At 43.1% G+C, this 16,819-nt stretch carries 18 protein-coding genes, 1 riboswitch and 1 other annotated feature; of the genes, 15 read left to right on the top strand and 3 right to left on the bottom strand.

The features are described 5' to 3' along the window. Nucleotides 1-121: 121 nt before the first annotated feature. From ACP69X_RS13265 to pheA, 9 genes are all read left to right on the top strand, one after another. Nucleotides 122-913 carry a M23 family metallopeptidase gene (locus tag ACP69X_RS13265; RefSeq protein ID WP_041086457.1) on the top strand — a complete coding sequence of 264 codons (792 nt, stop codon included), beginning with the start codon at nt 122-124 and terminating at the stop codon, nt 911-913. Next, entirely contained in the window at nt 906-1,775 is an 870-nt protein-coding gene (locus ACP69X_RS13260) for a M50 family metallopeptidase (RefSeq protein ID WP_305960353.1), read from the top strand. Before ACP69X_RS13265 ends, ACP69X_RS13260 begins: the two co-directional genes overlap by 8 nt. Nucleotides 1,776-1,841: 66 nt before the next feature. Continuing rightward, nucleotides 1,842-1,914, top strand: a sequence feature (ribosomal protein L21 leader region). Between the two features lie 12 nt (nt 1,915-1,926). Next, nucleotides 1,927-2,235 carry a 50S ribosomal protein L21 gene (gene rplU, locus ACP69X_RS13255; protein ID WP_003216781.1) on the top strand — a complete coding sequence of 103 codons (309 nt, stop codon included), beginning with the start codon at nt 1,927-1,929 and terminating at the stop codon, nt 2,233-2,235. Between the two features lie 14 nt (nt 2,236-2,249). Next, entirely contained in the window at nt 2,250-2,588 is a 339-nt protein-coding gene (locus tag ACP69X_RS13250; RefSeq protein WP_034279847.1) for a ribosomal-processing cysteine protease Prp, read from the top strand. A 12-nt stretch (nt 2,589-2,600) separates the two neighbouring features. After that, nucleotides 2,601-2,885, top strand: coding sequence for a 50S ribosomal protein L27 (gene rpmA / locus ACP69X_RS13245; protein WP_003216586.1), 285 nt, complete (start codon nt 2,601-2,603; stop codon nt 2,883-2,885). Between the two features lie 257 nt (nt 2,886-3,142). Further along, nucleotides 3,143-3,736, top strand: a complete 594-nt coding sequence (locus ACP69X_RS13240; protein WP_024423157.1) for a sporulation initiation phosphotransferase B — start codon at nt 3,143-3,145, stop codon at nt 3,734-3,736. Between the two features lie 21 nt (nt 3,737-3,757). Continuing rightward, the gene (gene obgE, locus ACP69X_RS13235; RefSeq protein WP_039180364.1) at nt 3,758-5,044 is read left to right on the top strand and encodes a GTPase ObgE; all 1,287 of its coding nucleotides are present in this window, start codon (nt 3,758-3,760) and stop codon (nt 5,042-5,044) included. Between the two features lie 55 nt (nt 5,045-5,099). Beyond that, nucleotides 5,100-5,543 (top strand): ACT domain-containing protein, encoded by a 444-nt coding sequence (locus ACP69X_RS13230; RefSeq protein ID WP_008342790.1) that lies wholly within the window; start codon nt 5,100-5,102, stop codon nt 5,541-5,543. Nucleotides 5,544-5,561: 18 nt separating this feature from the next. Further along, nucleotides 5,562-6,440 carry a prephenate dehydratase gene (pheA, locus tag ACP69X_RS13225; protein ID WP_024423155.1) on the top strand — a complete coding sequence of 293 codons (879 nt, stop codon included), beginning with the start codon at nt 5,562-5,564 and terminating at the stop codon, nt 6,438-6,440. A gap of 24 nt (nt 6,441-6,464) precedes the next feature. Here the strand turns inward: pheA and ACP69X_RS13220 are convergent, their stop codons facing one another. Both ACP69X_RS13220 and ACP69X_RS13215 read right to left on the bottom strand, forming a co-directional pair. Continuing rightward, on the bottom strand, nt 6,465-7,007 hold the full coding sequence (locus ACP69X_RS13220; RefSeq protein WP_039180361.1) for a transcription repressor NadR: 543 nt from the start codon (nt 7,005-7,007) through the stop codon (nt 6,465-6,467). A 3-nt stretch (nt 7,008-7,010) separates the two neighbouring features. Beyond that, complete coding sequence (locus tag ACP69X_RS13215; protein ID WP_426052737.1) at nt 7,011-8,153, bottom strand: IscS subfamily cysteine desulfurase; 1,143 nt, start codon at nt 8,151-8,153, stop codon at nt 7,011-7,013. A 94-nt stretch (nt 8,154-8,247) separates the two neighbouring features. Here ACP69X_RS13215 and nadB point away from each other — a divergent pair, with 94 nt between their 5' ends. The 5 genes from nadB (at nt 8,248) to ACP69X_RS13190 (ending at nt 13,886) form a co-directional block, all read left to right on the top strand. Further along, nucleotides 8,248-9,822 carry an L-aspartate oxidase gene (nadB, locus tag ACP69X_RS13210; RefSeq protein ID WP_269103222.1) on the top strand — a complete coding sequence of 525 codons (1,575 nt, stop codon included), beginning with the start codon at nt 8,248-8,250 and terminating at the stop codon, nt 9,820-9,822. Further along, on the top strand, nt 9,804-10,667 hold the full coding sequence (nadC, locus tag ACP69X_RS13205; protein WP_041086443.1) for a carboxylating nicotinate-nucleotide diphosphorylase: 864 nt from the start codon (nt 9,804-9,806) through the stop codon (nt 10,665-10,667). Before nadB ends, nadC begins: the two co-directional genes overlap by 19 nt. After that, a complete protein-coding gene (gene nadA / locus ACP69X_RS13200) occupies nt 10,654-11,763 on the top strand; it encodes a quinolinate synthase NadA (protein ID WP_426052736.1) in 1,110 nt (369 codons plus the stop codon). The genes nadC and nadA overlap by 14 nt, the downstream gene beginning before the upstream one ends. A 130-nt stretch (nt 11,764-11,893) precedes the next feature. Further along, nucleotides 11,894-13,138, top strand: a complete 1,245-nt coding sequence (gene safA, locus ACP69X_RS13195) for a SafA/ExsA family spore coat assembly protein (protein WP_073979794.1) — start codon at nt 11,894-11,896, stop codon at nt 13,136-13,138. Nucleotides 13,139-13,271: 133 nt separating this feature from the next. After that, a complete protein-coding gene (locus tag ACP69X_RS13190) occupies nt 13,272-13,886 on the top strand; it encodes a YhcN/YlaJ family sporulation lipoprotein (RefSeq protein ID WP_075611711.1) in 615 nt (204 codons plus the stop codon). Between the two features lie 45 nt (nt 13,887-13,931). Here ACP69X_RS13190 and ACP69X_RS13185 read toward each other — a convergent pair whose 3' ends face one another. Then, complete coding sequence (locus ACP69X_RS13185) at nt 13,932-14,564, bottom strand: LysE family transporter (RefSeq protein WP_024423148.1); 633 nt, start codon at nt 14,562-14,564, stop codon at nt 13,932-13,934. A 235-nt stretch (nt 14,565-14,799) separates the two neighbouring features. Next, nucleotides 14,800-14,908: riboswitch (TPP riboswitch) on the top strand. Between the two features lie 126 nt (nt 14,909-15,034). Here ACP69X_RS13185 and thiC point away from each other — a divergent pair. After that, the gene (gene thiC / locus ACP69X_RS13180) at nt 15,035-16,795 is read left to right on the top strand and encodes a phosphomethylpyrimidine synthase ThiC (RefSeq protein ID WP_041086435.1); all 1,761 of its coding nucleotides are present in this window, start codon (nt 15,035-15,037) and stop codon (nt 16,793-16,795) included. Nucleotides 16,796-16,819: the final 24 nt, after the last annotated feature.

Here is a 16,819-nt window from a genome sequence, read left to right as displayed (position 1 = left end):
CGAATGCGAGGGTTTGTCTACACACTGAGACCGATTCGATTTAGAATCGGTCTTTTTGTTGCATATCAGATGAGGTTGTCACATAAAATGTACAAACTGTTTGTATGTAAAGGGTGATCTCATGAAAAGAGTGGACGAGTACCGAAAGAAAATCGCGCAGCGCCGCAAAACGATGCAGCCAGCTGCTCCTCCTAAGAAGACGGCTTTCAAGAAAAAAGAAGATATCCCGCCATGGGTTATGCTGACAGAGGAAGAAAAGCATTCTGGCTCGACCTCCTATGAACCGGCGTCCCATCAGCCAAAGAAATATCGTCATCCCTTATTTAACCCGAATACCTTTGTACTTAAATGCTTATTATCAGCGTCCCTTGTGTTGATTGCTGCCATTTCGTTTAAAGGTCAGGCAGGTCCGTTTCAGCAGCTGAAGCCGATGATTACTCAGACCTTTGAGCAAGATTTTCAATTTGCTGCTGCCAACCGCTGGATTGAAAAAACAGTCGGACATCCGCTGGCATTTTTAACAGAGAAAAAAGAGGGCCAAAAGGACGTACAAGCGAATCAAGAACTAGCTGTGCCTGCCTCTGGTAAAGTACAGGAATCCTTTACGCAAAATGGAGCAGGGGTCAAAGTCGAAACATCCGCTGAAGCCATTGATAGTATGAAGGAAGGCTATGTGGTCGAGGTGAAAAAGAAAAGTGACACAGGGCTTACCGTTGTGGTGCAGCATGCAGATAACAGCTATAGCTGGTACGGTCAATTAAAGAAAGCCGATGTGGCCTTATACGATTTTGTTGATAAAGGTGAAAAAATTGGCCAGATTTCGCTTGATGATCAAGGGAAGGGCACGTATTACTTTGCCATTAAGCAAAATGAACAATTTATCGATCCTATTCAGGTGATGACCTTTGAATAGATGGCTGCTCATGCTGACGAAAATTCACATCCATCCGCTGCTGTGGGTTGTGATGGCGTTTGCGATTCTGTCAGGTCAAATTAAGCCGCTGCTTTGTCTGCTTGTGATCGTCTGTGTCCATGAACTTGGACATGCAGCGGCTGCCTGCTATTATCATTGGCGCATTCGGCGGATTTTTTTACTGCCATTTGGCGGAACGGTGGAAGTAGAGGAACATGGAAACCGTCCGCTAAAAGAAGAGCTGGCGGTCATTTTGAGCGGACCGCTTCAGCATGTACCGCTCCAGCTCATGGCTTGGCTTTTCATGGAGGCTTCTCTTATTTCGCATGACGTCTTTACGATGTTTACCTTTTATAATATGGCGATTTTTCTTGTCAATCTTTTGCCCATTTGGCCGCTTGATGGCGGAAAATTATTCTTTTTGCTCTTATCTATTTTTTACCCTTTCCAACGTGCACATGCTCTAGCCATAAAAGGCTCACTTGTCTTTTTCGGTCTATTGACAGCAGGATTACTATTGTTTGCACCGCTGCAATTCAATGGCTGGGTGCTGCTCACTTTTTTAGCTTATTCACTCGTGATGGAGCACAGGCAGAGGCATTACGTCAGGGTTCGTTTTTTACTAGAACGGTATTACGGTAAAAAAGAGCAAAAGGTAGAAAAACTGATTCCGCTGAGAGCAAGTGCAGAGGAAAAAGTTTACGAAGTGATGGCACGATTTCAAAGGGGCTGCAAGCATCCGATTATTATTGAAAGAGATGGCGTGAAGATGAGTCAGCTTGATGAAAATGAACTGCTCCATGCGTATTTTTCAGATCGCAGAACGACCTCCTCAATGGAAGAGCTTCTTTTACCGTACTAATGGTGAAAATACATTGACATTTTGCGTCTAGTTTGATATATTTTTTAATGTTATGGATATGTAGCACCCGTGCTACAACCGCGCGGAGCAGGTGTAAAGAGCCTATGGCCCCCTGTATTCGGCGAGTCTGAGTTTATTAGGAGGTGCAGAGATGTACGCAATTATCGAAACTGGTGGTAAACAAGTAAAAGTTGAAGAAGGTCAAACTGTTTATGTTGAAAAACTAGCTGCTGAAGCAGGTGAAACAGTAACTTTCGAAAACGTATTGTTTGTCGGCGGAGACACTGTCAAAGTGGGTAACCCTTCAGTTGCTGGAGCAACAGTAACGGCTAAAGTTGAAAAACAAGGTCGCGGTAAGAAAATTACTGTGTTCAAGTACAAACCGAAGAAAAACAACCACAAGAAACAAGGTCATCGTCAACCTTACACTAAAGTTGTTATCGAAAAAATCAACGCTTAAGGCGTGTGAGTGATATGATCAAAGCAACCATTACTCGGTCATCAGCAGATGAAAGCATTACGTCTTTTCAGATGACTGGACATGCCGAGTTTGCTGAAAAAGGTCAGGATCTCGTTTGTGCAGGTGTATCTGCTGTTGTTTTCGGCTCAGTCAATTCAATTATTGCACTGACAGGATTGGACCCACTGCTTGATATTGGTGAAGAAGGCGGCTACTTCTCTTTTGAACTGCCAGCTGATACAGACCCAGTATCCTTTGAAAAAGCCCAGCTGCTTTTAGAAGGCATGGTCGTTTCCTTAGAGACAATTGAACGAGATTATCACGATTATGTGAGAATATCAACAAAAAAATAGGAGGTGAACTTCATGCTTAGATTAGATCTTCAATTTTTCGCATCTAAAAAAGGGGTAGGTTCTACAAAGAACGGACGTGACTCTGAGTCTAAACGTTTAGGCGCTAAACGTGCTGATGGTCAATTCGTAACTGGTGGTTCTATCCTTTATCGTCAACGTGGAACGAAAATCTATCCAGGTGAAAACGTTGGACGCGGAGGCGACGACACTCTTTTCGCTAAAATCGACGGAACGGTTAAATTCGAACGTTTCGGTCGTGACCGTAAAAAAGTGAGCGTATATCCTGCGGCACAATAATTGCTAAAAACTCCGGTCATTGACTGGAGTTTTTTTCACTTTTTACAAGCAGTACCGAAGATGATAAAAGAAGATGCACTCCATAAATATCAAAGAACGTTTGCTGACTTTGCCTCATTTTCTCCTATACGATCAGAAAAAACAACCTTTCCTCACATAACTAGTGTTTTTCTATGCTGTCTTCTCTGTTATAATTCAGGGAGACATATTGATGATAAGACTCCTAAAAGAGAGACCAAACGATTGGGAGTGCGATAATGGAAGAGATACCAAGTAAAGAAAATGAAAAATTAACTCACGTTGCATTAACAAATGAATTGATCTATCTGCTCAGTCGTTCAAGACACGACTGGATGAATAAATTACAGCTGATCAAAGGCAACTTGACATTAGAAAAATATGACCGCGTGTTTGAAATTATAGAAGAAATGGTCATTGAAGCACAGCATGAATCCAAACTCTCAAATTTAAAAATTCCCCAATTGGCCTATTACTTTCTAACATTTAATTGGGAGTCGCATTTTATCACCTTAGAATATGAAGTGCTTGGTGAAACCCGAGACTTATCAGCATATGAATCGCAGCTGCTAACGGTATCACAGGAGTTGTTTTCGATATTCGATCAATCAGTTTGCCAAAAAACTGAAAATCATTTAACGGTCACGTTCCAAACAGATCATGAAGAAAATGATGTGATCTTATATTTTGATTTCAAAGGAAAATTAACAAGTTTGGATGCGTTAAATGCGTTTCATGACGCAAACTATCCATGTATGAGTATAACGCAATTTCATGTGACGCCTCATGAGTCCATGATTGAGCTTTGTTTGAGGCAAGAACGAGATATGTGATGCAGAGAAACGGAGGAAGTTATGTTTGTAGATCAGGTTAAAGTGTATGTTAAAGGCGGTGACGGCGGAAACGGTATGGTGGCGTTCCGTCGTGAAAAATATGTACCAAAGGGCGGCCCAGCAGGCGGCGACGGCGGAAATGGTGCAGATGTTGTATTTGAAGTAGACGAAGGACTTAGAACGTTAATGGACTTTCGTTATAAGCGCCATTTCAAGGCTGACCGCGGCGAGCATGGAATGAGTAAAAACCAGCATGGCCGAAATGCGGAAGAAATGATTGTCAAAGTTCCGCCGGGTACGGTTGTGACAGATGCAGAGACGGAACAAGTACTAGCTGACTTGACAGAGCATGGGCAGCGGGCTGTGATTGCCAAAGGCGGACGTGGCGGACGTGGAAATTCACGCTTCGCAACACCAGCAAACCCTGCGCCACAGCTTTCTGAAAACGGTGAGCCAGGTAAAGAACGTGACGTCATCTTAGAATTAAAAGTACTTGCAGATGTTGGACTTGTTGGTTTCCCAAGTGTCGGGAAGTCAACGCTGCTTTCAATTGTCTCTTCTGCGAAACCAAAAATTGCGGATTATCATTTTACAACGCTTGTGCCGAACCTCGGAGTTGTTGAAACAGACGATAACCGAAGCTTTGTTATGGCGGATCTGCCAGGACTGATTGAAGGGGCGCACGAAGGCGTTGGCTTAGGTCATCAATTTTTACGTCATATTGAGCGTACACGTGTCATTGTCCATGTCATTGATATGTCTGGACTTGAAGGGCGTGACCCATACGAAGACTATGTGACGATTAATGAAGAGCTTGAGCAGTACAATATGAGATTGACAGAGCGTCCGCAAATCATTGTTGCGAACAAAATGGACATGCCAGATGCAGCTGACAATCTAGCGGCATTTAAAGAAAAATTAACGGATGACTATAAAGTGTTCCCGATTAGTGCGATCACAAGAGAAGGGCTTCGTGAGCTCTTATTTGAAATCGCCAATCAGCTTGAAACAACACCGGAATTCCCGCTCTATAATGAAGAGGAGCTGTCGGATAACCGCGTGATGTACAGATTTGATGAGGGCGATGCACCATTTGAGATCTCTAGAGATCCTGATGGCACATTTGTCTTAACGGGTAAAGCACTTGAGCGTCTCTTTAAGATGACAGACTTCTCAAGAGATGAATCCGTTAAACGATTCTCTAGACAGCTGCGCGGTATGGGTGTCGATGATGCCTTGCGTGAGCGCGGTGCAAAAGATGGCGACATCATTCGTCTGCTTGAATTTGAATTCGAATTTATCGATTGATCAAAAGGAGGGTCCAGTCCATGGGCTCTCCCGTTTTTAAAAGGGGAGAAAACAGGTGAAAGAAGAAACGTTCTATTTAGTAAGAGAGGATGTACTTCCAGATGCGATGCGAAAAACGCTTGAAGTCAAAAAGCTTCTCGATCGCAAAAAAGCGGATTCAGTTGCCGATGCTGTTCAAAAAGCGGATTTAAGCCGCAGTGCTTTTTATAAATACCGAGATGCTGTTTTTCCGTTTTATACAATGGTGAAAGAGCAAATCATCACATTGTTTTTCCACCTTGAAGATCGGTCTGGGGCTCTGTCAAGGCTGCTTCAAATTGTTGCTGACTCTGGCTGTAATGTGCTATCCATTCACCAAACGATTCCGCTGCAAGGAAGAGCGAATGTCACCCTATCGATTAGTACGGCAGGTATGGCAGATGATATTAACACCGTCATGAATCAATTAAGAAAGCTTGAATTTGTCGAAAAAGTTGAAATTCTAGGTTCTGGGGCGTAAAAGGAGAGATCATAGCAGATGAAGCAATTAACTGTAGGTTATTTTGGACCAGAGGCAACATTTACTCATTTGGCCGTATGCTCTTGTTTTCCAAAAGATGCAGTGCAGCGTGCCTATGCAACGATTCCGCAATGTATGGATGCTGTGTCAAAGGGCGAAGTCGATTTGGCGGTCGTTCCACTTGAAAATGCACTCGAAGGATCTGTGAACTTAACGATTGATTATTTAATTCATGAAGAAGCGTTGTCCATTGTGGGGGAGATGACAGCACCGATACGGCAGCATTTGCTTGTCCACCCATCAAGAGCGGAGAGCTGGGAGACGTTAGATGTCATTCAATCACATCCTCACGCGATTGCCCAGTGTCATCAATTTCTGAAAAAACAGTACCCTCATATTCCTCACCGGCCAGTGGAATCAACAGGCTATGCAGCAAAATACATCAGTGAGCATCCAGATGAAGCTGTCGGGGCTATTGCCAATGAAATTGCCGCAAAAACGTATGGTTTGACGATTGCGAAAAAAGACATTCATGATTATCCGCACAACCATACACGCTTTGTGATTTTACATAAAGATCCTAACGCATCGTTCCCAATGAATTCTGGTTTCTCATCAAAGCCAAAAACGACCATTGTGGTCAGTCTGCCAAAAGATGACCAATCTGGCGCATTGCACCGCGTGCTGTCTGCTTTTTCTTGGCGGAATCTTAACTTGTCAAAAATTGAATCTCGTCCGACAAAAACAGGCCTTGGACATTATTTATTTATTATTGACATTGAAAAAGAAATGGATGATGTCCTAGTCCCAGGTGCGATTCAAGAATTAGAAGCGATTGGCTGTGAGGTCAAGCTGCTTGGCAGCTATCAAACATATGAATTAACGAATGAAAAATAGTGTCCCAACCAGGACACTATTTTTTTAGTCTTTTATTAAAAACCCAGCATCATCCAGCGCTTGAATGGCTTGGTCAAGCTGCTTTTGGCTGTAAGAAGAGAGAGTATGCAAATGCACGCCGTCTGTTAGTTCTGACAAGTAGGACGCGCCGGTGTTAGAAATATGATGGACAAAATCAGCGACTTGTTTCCGTGTGCTGACGCGAATGGAGGCCGTTAGTTCACCATAAACAGGGTGCTCAATGATCACATCTTTCACCGTCACTCCAAAGTCTACAATCAAGGTCAGTTCCTCTTCTGTGCGAGCAGGATCATGCTTGCAGGCGATGATTTGTTCAATTTCTCTTTCTGGCGCATGCTGCGCTGCCATATACACATAGCCTTGGCTTGTGGCAATAATGGGTTCATTTTTTGCTTTTAATAATGAAATATCTTGTACAATGACTTGTCGAGAGACAGCCGCTTTTTTAGCTAAAAAGCTTCCAGTAAGCGGTGTGTCTGTTTCTTTCAGCCACTCTAAAATGGCGGTTCTTCTTTCTTCGCCAATGAGTTTCCTCTCTTGCTCCACGTCCTAAGCTCCCTTCTTCTCCTTTTGCAAATGCTCAAATGTATGCAAAAGCTGATCGATGTCATCTTTTGATGACTGCCATCCAAATGATAGTCGAATAAATTGAAGGGCATCACGATCTGATACACGCAATGCCTTCACAGCAGGGGAAGGATGGTGATAACCAGAAGCACATGCGCTTCCAGTTGATAGACAAATCCCATGCCGGTTACATGCTAACATTACATATTGTCCTTCAAACCCTTCAAAAAAACAACCAATAATATGAGGCAGCATGCGGCGATTGTCATTATCCTGAAGTGTACGAACAGGCAGCTGTCTTATTTTTAACTGCTGAAGAAAATAATCACGCAGCTGCTTATCTAATTTATGCTGTTCATCCAGCCTAAGCATTGCTTGTTCACTTGCAGCAGCAAAAGCACCGATACACGGTACATTCACTGTCCCTGGACGTAAGCCATTTTCCTGAACTGCTCCTGTATATAAAGGTTTCCAAGGAACATGAGCGCCCATATAAACGGCACCAGCACCTTTAGGAGCATACACTTTATGACTTGAGATGGACACGGCATCGACTCCAAGTTCTTTGATGGACACACGTATCTTTCCAAATGTTTGCGCAGCATCTGTATGAAAAAGAATGTTCCTTTCTTTTAAAAGAGGTGCTAACTCAGCGAGCGGCTGGATAATCCCTGTTTCTGAATTAGCATGCTGAATAGATACGAGTCCTGTTTCAGGCAATAATGCTTTTTTGAGAATGTCCTCTGTTATGATTCCATCCTGATTCGGTTCAATGATGGTGACTTTTACGCCAAGACGCTCTAAGCTGCTAACTGCATGATGAACAGAAGGGTGCTCGACTGATGTTGTGATGACATGCTGTTTATGTGCTGGTAGTCCATTGATGATCGATTGAATCGCAAGGAGATTGGATTCAGTTCCACCGCTTGTAAAGTAGATCCCATCTGGTTCACCCTCGATCATGGCAGCGAGTGATTGTCTGCTGTAAGTCAATATGTCATTTGCTTTTCCCCCAGCATCATGAAGACTGCTTGCATTTCCGTAGAAATTTTTACTCAGCTGCTCAAAAACATGCAGTGCTTCTTCTGAAACAGGTGTAGAAGCTGCGTAATCTAAATAAACCAACCTATCCATCTCCCGTGTGAAAATTTTTTCTTGTATTTATTTTAGTGTTGTGTAATGATATGTGTCAAGACAGGTGTAAATGACAGGAGGGGCAATGGTGTCATCAATCAAAAAAGTTATTGTGGTGGGATCAGGCATTGCAGCGCTTTCCTTTGCAAGAAATATCTCGAAAAACTGCCAGGTCATCATGATGACAAAAAAACAATTTTCATCTAGTAATTCCATGCTGGCACAAGGTGGAATTGCTGCTGCCTTTTCAGCACATGATTCAGCTGAGCAGCATGTGCAAGATACACTAGATGCTGGCTGTGACCACAATGATGAAAGAACCGTACAAGAAATCGTGAGACTTGGAAAACATCTTGTGCAGCAGCTCGTAGCAGATGGCTGTCCATTTGATCAAGATGAAGCGGGAGAGCCGCAATTAGGCAAAGAGGGGGCACACACCACTCATCGCATCTTGCATGCAGGAGGAGATCAAACAGGGAAAACCCTTGTACAGTATCTGATAAGTCAGCTCGGCTCACATATTCATTTATATGAATATCATCATGTCATTGATCTATTGGTTCATGAAGGGACATGCAAGGGTGTTGTATGGAAAGACGAGACAGGACACGTACAAACAATGACCGCAGATGCCGTTGTTTTATCAACAGGCGGCTGCGGCTCCCTATATGAGACAAACACAAATGATCCTTCTGTCACAGGAGACGGACTGATGATGGCCTATCGAGCAGGTGCGCAATTAGTGGATCTAGAATTTGTTCAATTCCATCCAACTCTTTTGACAATCGATGGAAAAGCAGTTGGTCTCATTTCAGAGGCAGTACGGGGAGAGGGAGCTTATTTAGAAGATGAAACAGGCAGGCGGATCATGAAAGGTATTCACCCACAAGCTGATTTAGCACCTAGAGATGTGGTCGCTAGAGCTATTTTTCATGAGCAGCAATTAGGCCATCAATTGTATCTTAACATCCATGATATTCCGCATTTTTCAGCCCGTTTTCCAGCGATAGATGCGATGTGTCAGCGTGCAGGTGTCAATATGGCGAGCGGCAGGCTGCCAATTTCCCCGGGTATGCACTTTTTAATGGGCGGTATCAGCGTCAATGAATATGGAGAAACGACTGTTCCAGCGCTATTTGCCATTGGAGAAGCGGCCTGTACTGGCTTACACGGTGCGAATCGATTGGCGAGTAATTCTCTTCTGGAAGGTCTCGTATTAGGCAGCAAAGCGGCACAAAGAATTGAACAGCTGCCTAAACAGAAAGAAACAAGTCCACCTTTTTCTATTCAAGAAATATGGATGGTTCCAATGATTTCAAAGGATCAGCTGAGACAATGGATGACTACATTTGCAGCCATTGTGAGAGATGAAAAGGGCTTGCAGGCTTTGCTTCATACGTTACAGCATGTCACTTTTCAGCAAATTAATGTGAAGGATATCACAAATGAACAGATCGAATTAAGCAATCAATGGGCATTAGCGGTTTGCCTTGCTAAATCTGCATTACTCCGTACAGAAAGCAGAGGCGGCCATTATCGAATGGATTATCCAGAGCGAAGCGATGCGTTGTGGCAGGGCAGGCAGATTGTTCATGAAAAAGGTCATATTCATATCATGAAAAATGAAAGGATCGGTGCCAAATGGAACGTTTACAGTTAAAACAAATGCTCACTCATTTTTTTACAGAGGATATTGGCTTTGGAGATGTATCAGCTGATGCCATCTTTGGAGACAAGAAAGGAACAGCTCTTATCATTGCGAAACAATCTGGTGTATTGGCAGGATCACAACTGATTGATATAGGGTACCGCCTGTTGAATGAACAGATTCAAACTGAGCTGTTTTTTCAAGAAGGTGATTGGATTCATTCAGGCGCTGTACTGGCGAAAATAAAGGGCCCAGTCAACGACTTATTAAAAGGAGAACGGGTCATTTTAAATCTATTGCAGCGAATGACAGGTATCGCCACCTTAACACATGAGGCGGTGCAGCGATTAGGTGACCCGTCTATTACGATTTGTGATACGAGAAAAACGACACCCGGCTTGCGTATGTTAGAGAAATACGCAGTGAAGACAGGCGGTGGAAAGAATCATCGCTTTGGCTTATCAGATGGGGTGATGATTAAAGATAATCATATTGCCGCATGCGGCTCTATTCGTGAAGCAGTAGAGAAAGCAAGAGCATATGCTGGTCATATGGTGAAAATTGAAGTGGAAATTGAATCAGAAACGCAGCTAATGGAAGCCATTGATGCAAAAGCGGATGTCATCATGTTTGATAACTGCTCTCCGGACGAAGTAAAACGTTTTAAACAAATGACGCCAGAGTCCATTCTGACAGAGGCTTCAGGAGGCATCACGCTAGAGACATTGCCAAGCTACAGGGGGACAGGAGTCGACCTGATTTCACTTGGTTTTCTAACGCATTCTGCTCCAGCATTTGATTTTAGTATGAATATGGAATTCAGTCATAAAGGGGGAACAACTCATGTCCATGCTTAATGTATTAGCCAATCAACATGCAGCCATGATGCCGGATGAATATAAACACCGCTCTGATGATGAAATGAAGCAGCGAGTGTTAGAAATTAAGCGGGCTTTTGGATCAAAGCTTTTTATACCGGGCCATCATTATCAAAAGGATGAGGTCATCGAATTTGCAGATGCAACAGGAGATTCATTGCAGCTGGCACAAATAGCGGCCGACAATCACGAGGCTGAATACATTGTGTTCTGCGGTGTTCACTTTATGGCAGAAACGGCAGATATGCTGTCAAACAAGAATCAAAGCGTCGTATTGCCAGATATGAGAGCAGGCTGTTCCATGGCAGATATGGCAAACATGAAACAAACAGACAGAGCATGGGAGCAGCTCACTGATCTGTTTGGAGATACAATACTTCCGCTTACGTATGTCAATTCAACAGCAGATATTAAAGCATTTGTCGGCAAGCATGGCGGGGCGACTGTTACTTCATCAAATGCTAAAAAAGTACTCGAGTGGGCGATGACGCAAAAAGAGCGGATTCTGTTTCTCCCTGATCAGCACCTAGGGCGTAATACGGCTTTTGATTTAGGTATTCCGCTAGAAGAAATGGCTGTCTGGGATCAGATAGAAGAAAAGCTTATCACCGATCAGCCGCTTTCCCGGATCAAGATGATTTTATGGAAAGGCCATTGCTCCGTACATGAGAAGTTTACCGTTCGGAATATAGAAGAAATGAGAAAAAAGGATCGTGACATTCAAATTCTTGTCCATCCTGAATGCACGCATGAGGTCGTAAGGGCTTCTGACCTAGCAGGTTCAACGAAATTTATTATTGATACGATCAAACAGGCGCCAGCAGGCAGCAAGTGGGCGATTGGAACAGAGATGAATTTAGTCAAACGGATCATAGCGCAGCACCCAGATAAACAAATTGAATCCCTTAACCCAGATATGTGTCCATGCTTGACGATGAACCGGATTGATCTGCCTCATTTGCTATGGTCACTGGAAAGCATTGAAAAGGGTCAGCCGGTCGGGTTGATACATGTCAATGAAGACATCACGAAAGACGCTTTGCTTGCACTCGAGAAAATGCTCGCCATTAAATAATGATCAGCCCCTCCTATCAGAAAACAAGTTTTTATCATATCGGCTTGTAAATAGGCATAAATTTATGTTGAAACATATTGTACTTCTGACATAACTGTTACGTTCACGTTTTGCATAGGAGGGGAAAACGTTGAAAATTCATATTGTGCAAAAAGGAGACTCCCTTTGGAAAATTTCAAAGAAATACGGAGTCGACTTTCAAGAATTGAAAAAACTAAATTCTCAGCTCAGTAATCCTGATTTGATCATGCCGGGTATGAAGATTAAAATTCCATCTAGTGGTGTCCCTGTGAAAACAGATCATCACAAAGCAAAAGAAATGCCAAAAACGAAAGAACATCCGTATGTGAAAGAAAAGCCAAAAGATGTCGTGCAAGTGCAAGATACAAAGCCGAAGGAAAAGCCAAATGAACCGGTACCTTATGTACCGCCAGTGCCAAAGATCGAGCAGCCAGTTTTTCCGCAAGTCGATGTGAACTATTATCAGACCAATCTCTACCAGCCATTCACGCCTCCTCCCAAAAAAGATCATTATGAGAAAAAAGATCACGTTCATGACAAAAAAGATCACAAAGATCATTTTCATCATGAGAATAAAGACCATAAAGATAACAAGGGTCATTTCCATCATGAAAATAAGGAACATAAAGATCACAAGGACCATTTTCATCATGAAAATAAAGGTCATCTAAAAGATGAAGTGGCAAAGGGATATGACCCGTTTATTCATATTCCGCATCAAAAAGAGGAGGGAAAAGACATGGAGCATGGCAATTACCCAAACCTTCCTAACTTCCCGCAAATGCCAAATGTGGGAGGGGCAGCGGTAGGAGGTGTGGCTGAAAATAACGAGCATCATCACCAGCACCATCATCATGAACCATATGATCCTTATTTTGGTTATGGTCATTACATGCCGGCGATGTATCCATATCCGCAGCAAATGGTGCCGGCATCGCCAATTTTACCGGGATCAGGCCTATGTTATCCTATCCAGCCATATTATCACCATCATATGATGCCATATCCATACCCGGCTCATCCATATTATCCTGCGTATCAAGCGCCTGCTTACTACGGGGAAAATCATGAGCACCATGCAAACGACGGACATCACTGGCATCACCATATGCATTCAAACGCCAATGCAAATGCCAACGTAAATCAAGGCTTTTATCCAAACGTCTCAAATGCAGCATACGGCAAGGAAGACTGCGGATGTGATGATGGCATGAAGCATCATCAGCCTTGGCCAGGACATTATCCGAATCCTGTTCCTTATGGCCAAATGGGAGCTTATCCAGCTCAGCCTTATATGCAGCCATATCCAGGTCAATCCGTATTTGCAAGGCCGGAGGAGGAAGAAGAAGATTAATGACAGAAGGAACGATCTCAATCGTTCCTTTTTTTGTTTATAACTGACAGTTTGATTTTTTTCCTAACTGTACATGCTAAAACAGAGCCTGTTTCGCGCTCATGAGATTGAATTTGTACAGGGGGTTTTTCGTTTGCAAAAATGGCAAAAAACAATCGCATTAGTGCTTCTTCCTATTGGTTTAACGGCATGTGGTGCAAATAATAACGCAGGTGTCGATACACGTCATAATCAATCAGGCCAGCCGGTTGGTTATCATTCGAATCAACGAGCGGACGACAACAACCAGGATCATCAAGGACCAGTTTCTGAACTCATGGAGGGAATGAACGGGAGAAATACAACGAATGTTGATTACCGTACACGTCCTCAAGCTGATGATCGAATGCCTCTTGCAGGTGGAGATGGACGCTACAGTCATGGAGATATGAACTATCATAACCAAATGTCGTTCTCAGGCTACGATAAACAAGAGAATATCCAGCGTTCAAGAAAAATTGCCAACCGCGTCAATAAAATGAATCACGTGGCAGACTCTCAAGTCATGGTGACGGATGAGAATGTGTATATTGCCATTAAATCAGATGGTCGCCTGACATCAGAAGGCGTATCACAAGTAGAAGAAGCAGCGACTCGTTATGCGGATGGAAGAGCAGTCCAAGTCATGAAAGATGAAGGTGCATTCACACGCTTTAGAGATATGAGAAGAACGCAATTTGAAACAGGACAAACAGGCATGACCCGATAGTTTGACACAAAAAGGCTAAAGTTCATCACGAACTTTAGCCTTTTCTTAAAAATAAACCTTGATGCCTATATAAAATTCGTAAAAGAAATAACAGCCAAACCCTAATAATAAAATACCAGCAATAATGGATGTCCACTTGATCATCGTCCGATTCATCACTTTTCTTGTTAAGGATACAAGGGTGAGTAGACCAATGTCATGAAGGAGAATCCCTGCCAAAATACCGCCGGCAGCCAGCATAAATTCAGATGAATCTGTTTTTGTATAAGCATCCGCAAGTACAGCCCCAAAAACAGAAACCCAGAACACAAGATTTCCAGGAGATACTGCCACAAGCAAGCCGTTTCGATACGTTTTCGCGAATGATTTATTGACCTTTTCTCCTGCTAGATGGATATCTTGATCCGCATTTTTAATGGAATCGTATGCGAGAATCATTAAAAATACAGCTCCGATCAGCCAGAGCGGAATTTGAACAAACGGCAAAGATAAAAACTGAGCAAATCCAGCATATAAAGCCAAGATGAGTAATAAGTCTATGGTCATACCGCCTGCTCCGACAGTTAAACCATGAAAAAATCCGTTTTTCAGTCCCTGTTTTGTCATTTCAACCGTGATTGCTCCAACAGGCAGAGCAATTGAGAATCCTACGACGATAAATGTGAGAAATGTTTGCAATCGACTAGAACTTCCTTTGAATAAATTGTATAAAAATTCTCCGTTTAGATTAATTATACATAATAGGAGGAAAGGATCAATGATTATTTCAGATTTGATTGAAATGAGAGAGACAGATGATGTATAGAAGACTGTATATCAACATGATCCATAACGCTTGTAGGGGAAAGGAACTATTTTCCTGAATCTTCTTTTCTTCATGATGTCTCTATGCTACACTGATGTGGAAATCAATAAAAGTGACTAGGGGTGCCCGTAAATGGGCTGAGAGAGAAGCATAAGCTTCTTAACCCTTTGGACCTGATCTGGCTCGTACCAGCGTGGGGAAGTTAAAGATGATGCATGTATCATATCAATGATATGCATGTTTATTTCTGACGACGAAACCAGGTTCTTTAAATAGAGCCTGGTTTTTTGCTGGTGCTGATTCCATCCTGTCCGGTGACAAGAAGAAAAGGAGAGAACAGCAAATGAAAGAAAAGAAAAGTGTCCCATCCAACCAATCATTGTTATCCAGCTTTGACGGCAGCCATAAGGTATATGAGAAAGGATCAAGACCCGATATCTTAGTGCCAAAAAGAGAGATCACGCTCTCACATACTGTGACAGAGGCAGGCGACATAAAAAATGAACCAGTCCGTGTATACGATACGAGTGGACCGTACACTGATGAGAACGTTCATATTGACGTCACAAAGGGGTTAAAGCGTCTTAGGGCAGCATGGATTGAAGAAAGAGGAGATACAGAAAGCTATGAAGGGCGTCATGTAAGACCGGAGGATAATGGATACCGTTCAAGGGAGAAGGAGTCCATCCATTCTGTCCAAACTGATTTTCATCATAAGCCGCTCCGAGCGAAACAAGGTGCATGTGTGACGCAAATGCATTATGCCAAAAAAGGCATCATTACGCCTGAAATGGAGTTTATCGCAATAAGAGAAGAGCTAAGCCCTGAGTTCGTTAGAGAGGAAGTGGCGAGCGGAAGAGCCGTCATTCCTTCGAATATTAACCATCCAGAAAGTGAACCAATGATTATCGGAAGGAATTTTCATGTCAAAATTAATGCGAATATTGGCAATTCGGCTGTCACGTCATCCATTGATGAAGAGGTTGAAAAAATGACATGGGCGATCAGATGGGGAGCAGATACAATGATGGATCTGTCTACTGGAAAGGATATTCATACAACGAGAGAATGGATCATTCGGAATTGCCCAGTCCCTGTGGGAACCGTTCCTATCTATCAGGCCCTTGAAAAAGTGAATGGAGTCGCAGAAGATTTGACGTGGGATGTGTACAGGGACACATTAATTGAACAAGCGGAGCAAGGTGTAGACTATTTCACGATTCATGCTGGCGTACTGTTAAGATATATTCCGCTCACGGTCGATCGGGTGACTGGAATTGTTTCAAGAGGCGGTGCAATTATGGCAAGATGGTGTCTTGCTCATCATCAAGAGAATTTCCTCTACACTCACTTCGAAGACATTTGTGAAATTATGAAAAAATATGATATCGCCTTTTCACTTGGAGATGGACTTAGACCAGGATCGATTGCTGATGCCAATGATGAGGCGCAGTTTGCAGAGCTGGAAACGTTAGGTGAGTTAACAGAGATTGCTTGGAAACACGATGTGCAGGTGATGATTGAAGGGCCCGGACATGTCCCAATGGATAAAATCAAAGAGAATGTGGACAAGCAAATGGACATTTGCAAGGAAGCACCATTTTATACGTTAGGGCCTCTTACAACAGATATCGCGCCGGGGTATGATCACATTACATCCGCGATCGGTGCGGCCATGATCGGCTGGTACGGAACAGCAATGCTGTGCTATGTAACGCCGAAAGAGCATTTAGGTCTGCCGAACAAAGAAGATGTGAGAGAAGGTGTGATCGCCTATAAAATTGCGGCACATGCCGCTGATCTAGCAAAAGGACATCCTGCGGCTCAAAAGCGCGATGATGCTTTATCGAAAGCGAGGTTTGAATTTAGATGGCGGGACCAATTCAACCTGTCACTTGATCCAGAAAGAGCCTTGGCGTTCCATGATGAAACATTGCCTGCCGAAGGCGCTAAAACCGCTCACTTTTGCTCGATGTGCGGACCGAAGTTTTGCAGTATGAAAATTTCTCATGATATCCGCAATCAATCTGAAGAAGTGAAAAGAGAGATGGAAAAGAAGGCGAAGGAGTTTGTCAGCCAAGGAAGTCAAATTTATCAGCCATAAAAAAAGAACCTCGCACGATGCTGT

It is taken from the genome of Bacillus sp. DC4300-2b2, assembly GCF_049895685.1.
Classification (GTDB): Bacteria; Bacillota; Bacilli; order Bacillales; family Bacillaceae; genus Bacillus; species Bacillus safensis.
This window is presented reverse-complemented; position numbering and strand designations above follow the sequence as displayed.

Bases quoted from the DNA above. Each gene is read 5' to 3' on its own strand.
- ACP69X_RS13265 (WP_041086457.1), top strand. From the start codon at position 122: ATGAAAAGAGTGGACGAGTACCGAAAGAAAATCGCGCAGCGCCGCAAA.
- rplU (WP_003216781.1), top strand. From the start codon at position 1,927: ATGTACGCAATTATCGAAACTGGTGGTAAACAAGTAAAAGTTGAAGAA.
- ACP69X_RS13250 (WP_034279847.1), top strand. From the start codon at position 2,250: ATGATCAAAGCAACCATTACTCGGTCATCAGCAGATGAAAGCATTACG.
- rpmA (WP_003216586.1), top strand. From the start codon at position 2,601: ATGCTTAGATTAGATCTTCAATTTTTCGCATCTAAAAAAGGGGTAGGT.
- ACP69X_RS13240 (WP_024423157.1), top strand. From the start codon at position 3,143: ATGGAAGAGATACCAAGTAAAGAAAATGAAAAATTAACTCACGTTGCA.
- obgE (WP_039180364.1), top strand. From the start codon at position 3,758: ATGTTTGTAGATCAGGTTAAAGTGTATGTTAAAGGCGGTGACGGCGGA.
- pheA (WP_024423155.1), top strand. From the start codon at position 5,562: ATGAAGCAATTAACTGTAGGTTATTTTGGACCAGAGGCAACATTTACT.
- nadB (WP_269103222.1), top strand. From the start codon at position 8,248: ATGGTGTCATCAATCAAAAAAGTTATTGTGGTGGGATCAGGCATTGCA.
- nadC (WP_041086443.1), top strand. From the start codon at position 9,804: ATGGAACGTTTACAGTTAAAACAAATGCTCACTCATTTTTTTACAGAG.
- nadA (WP_426052736.1), top strand. From the start codon at position 10,654: ATGTCCATGCTTAATGTATTAGCCAATCAACATGCAGCCATGATGCCG.
- thiC (WP_041086435.1), top strand. From the start codon at position 15,035: ATGAAAGAAAAGAAAAGTGTCCCATCCAACCAATCATTGTTATCCAGC.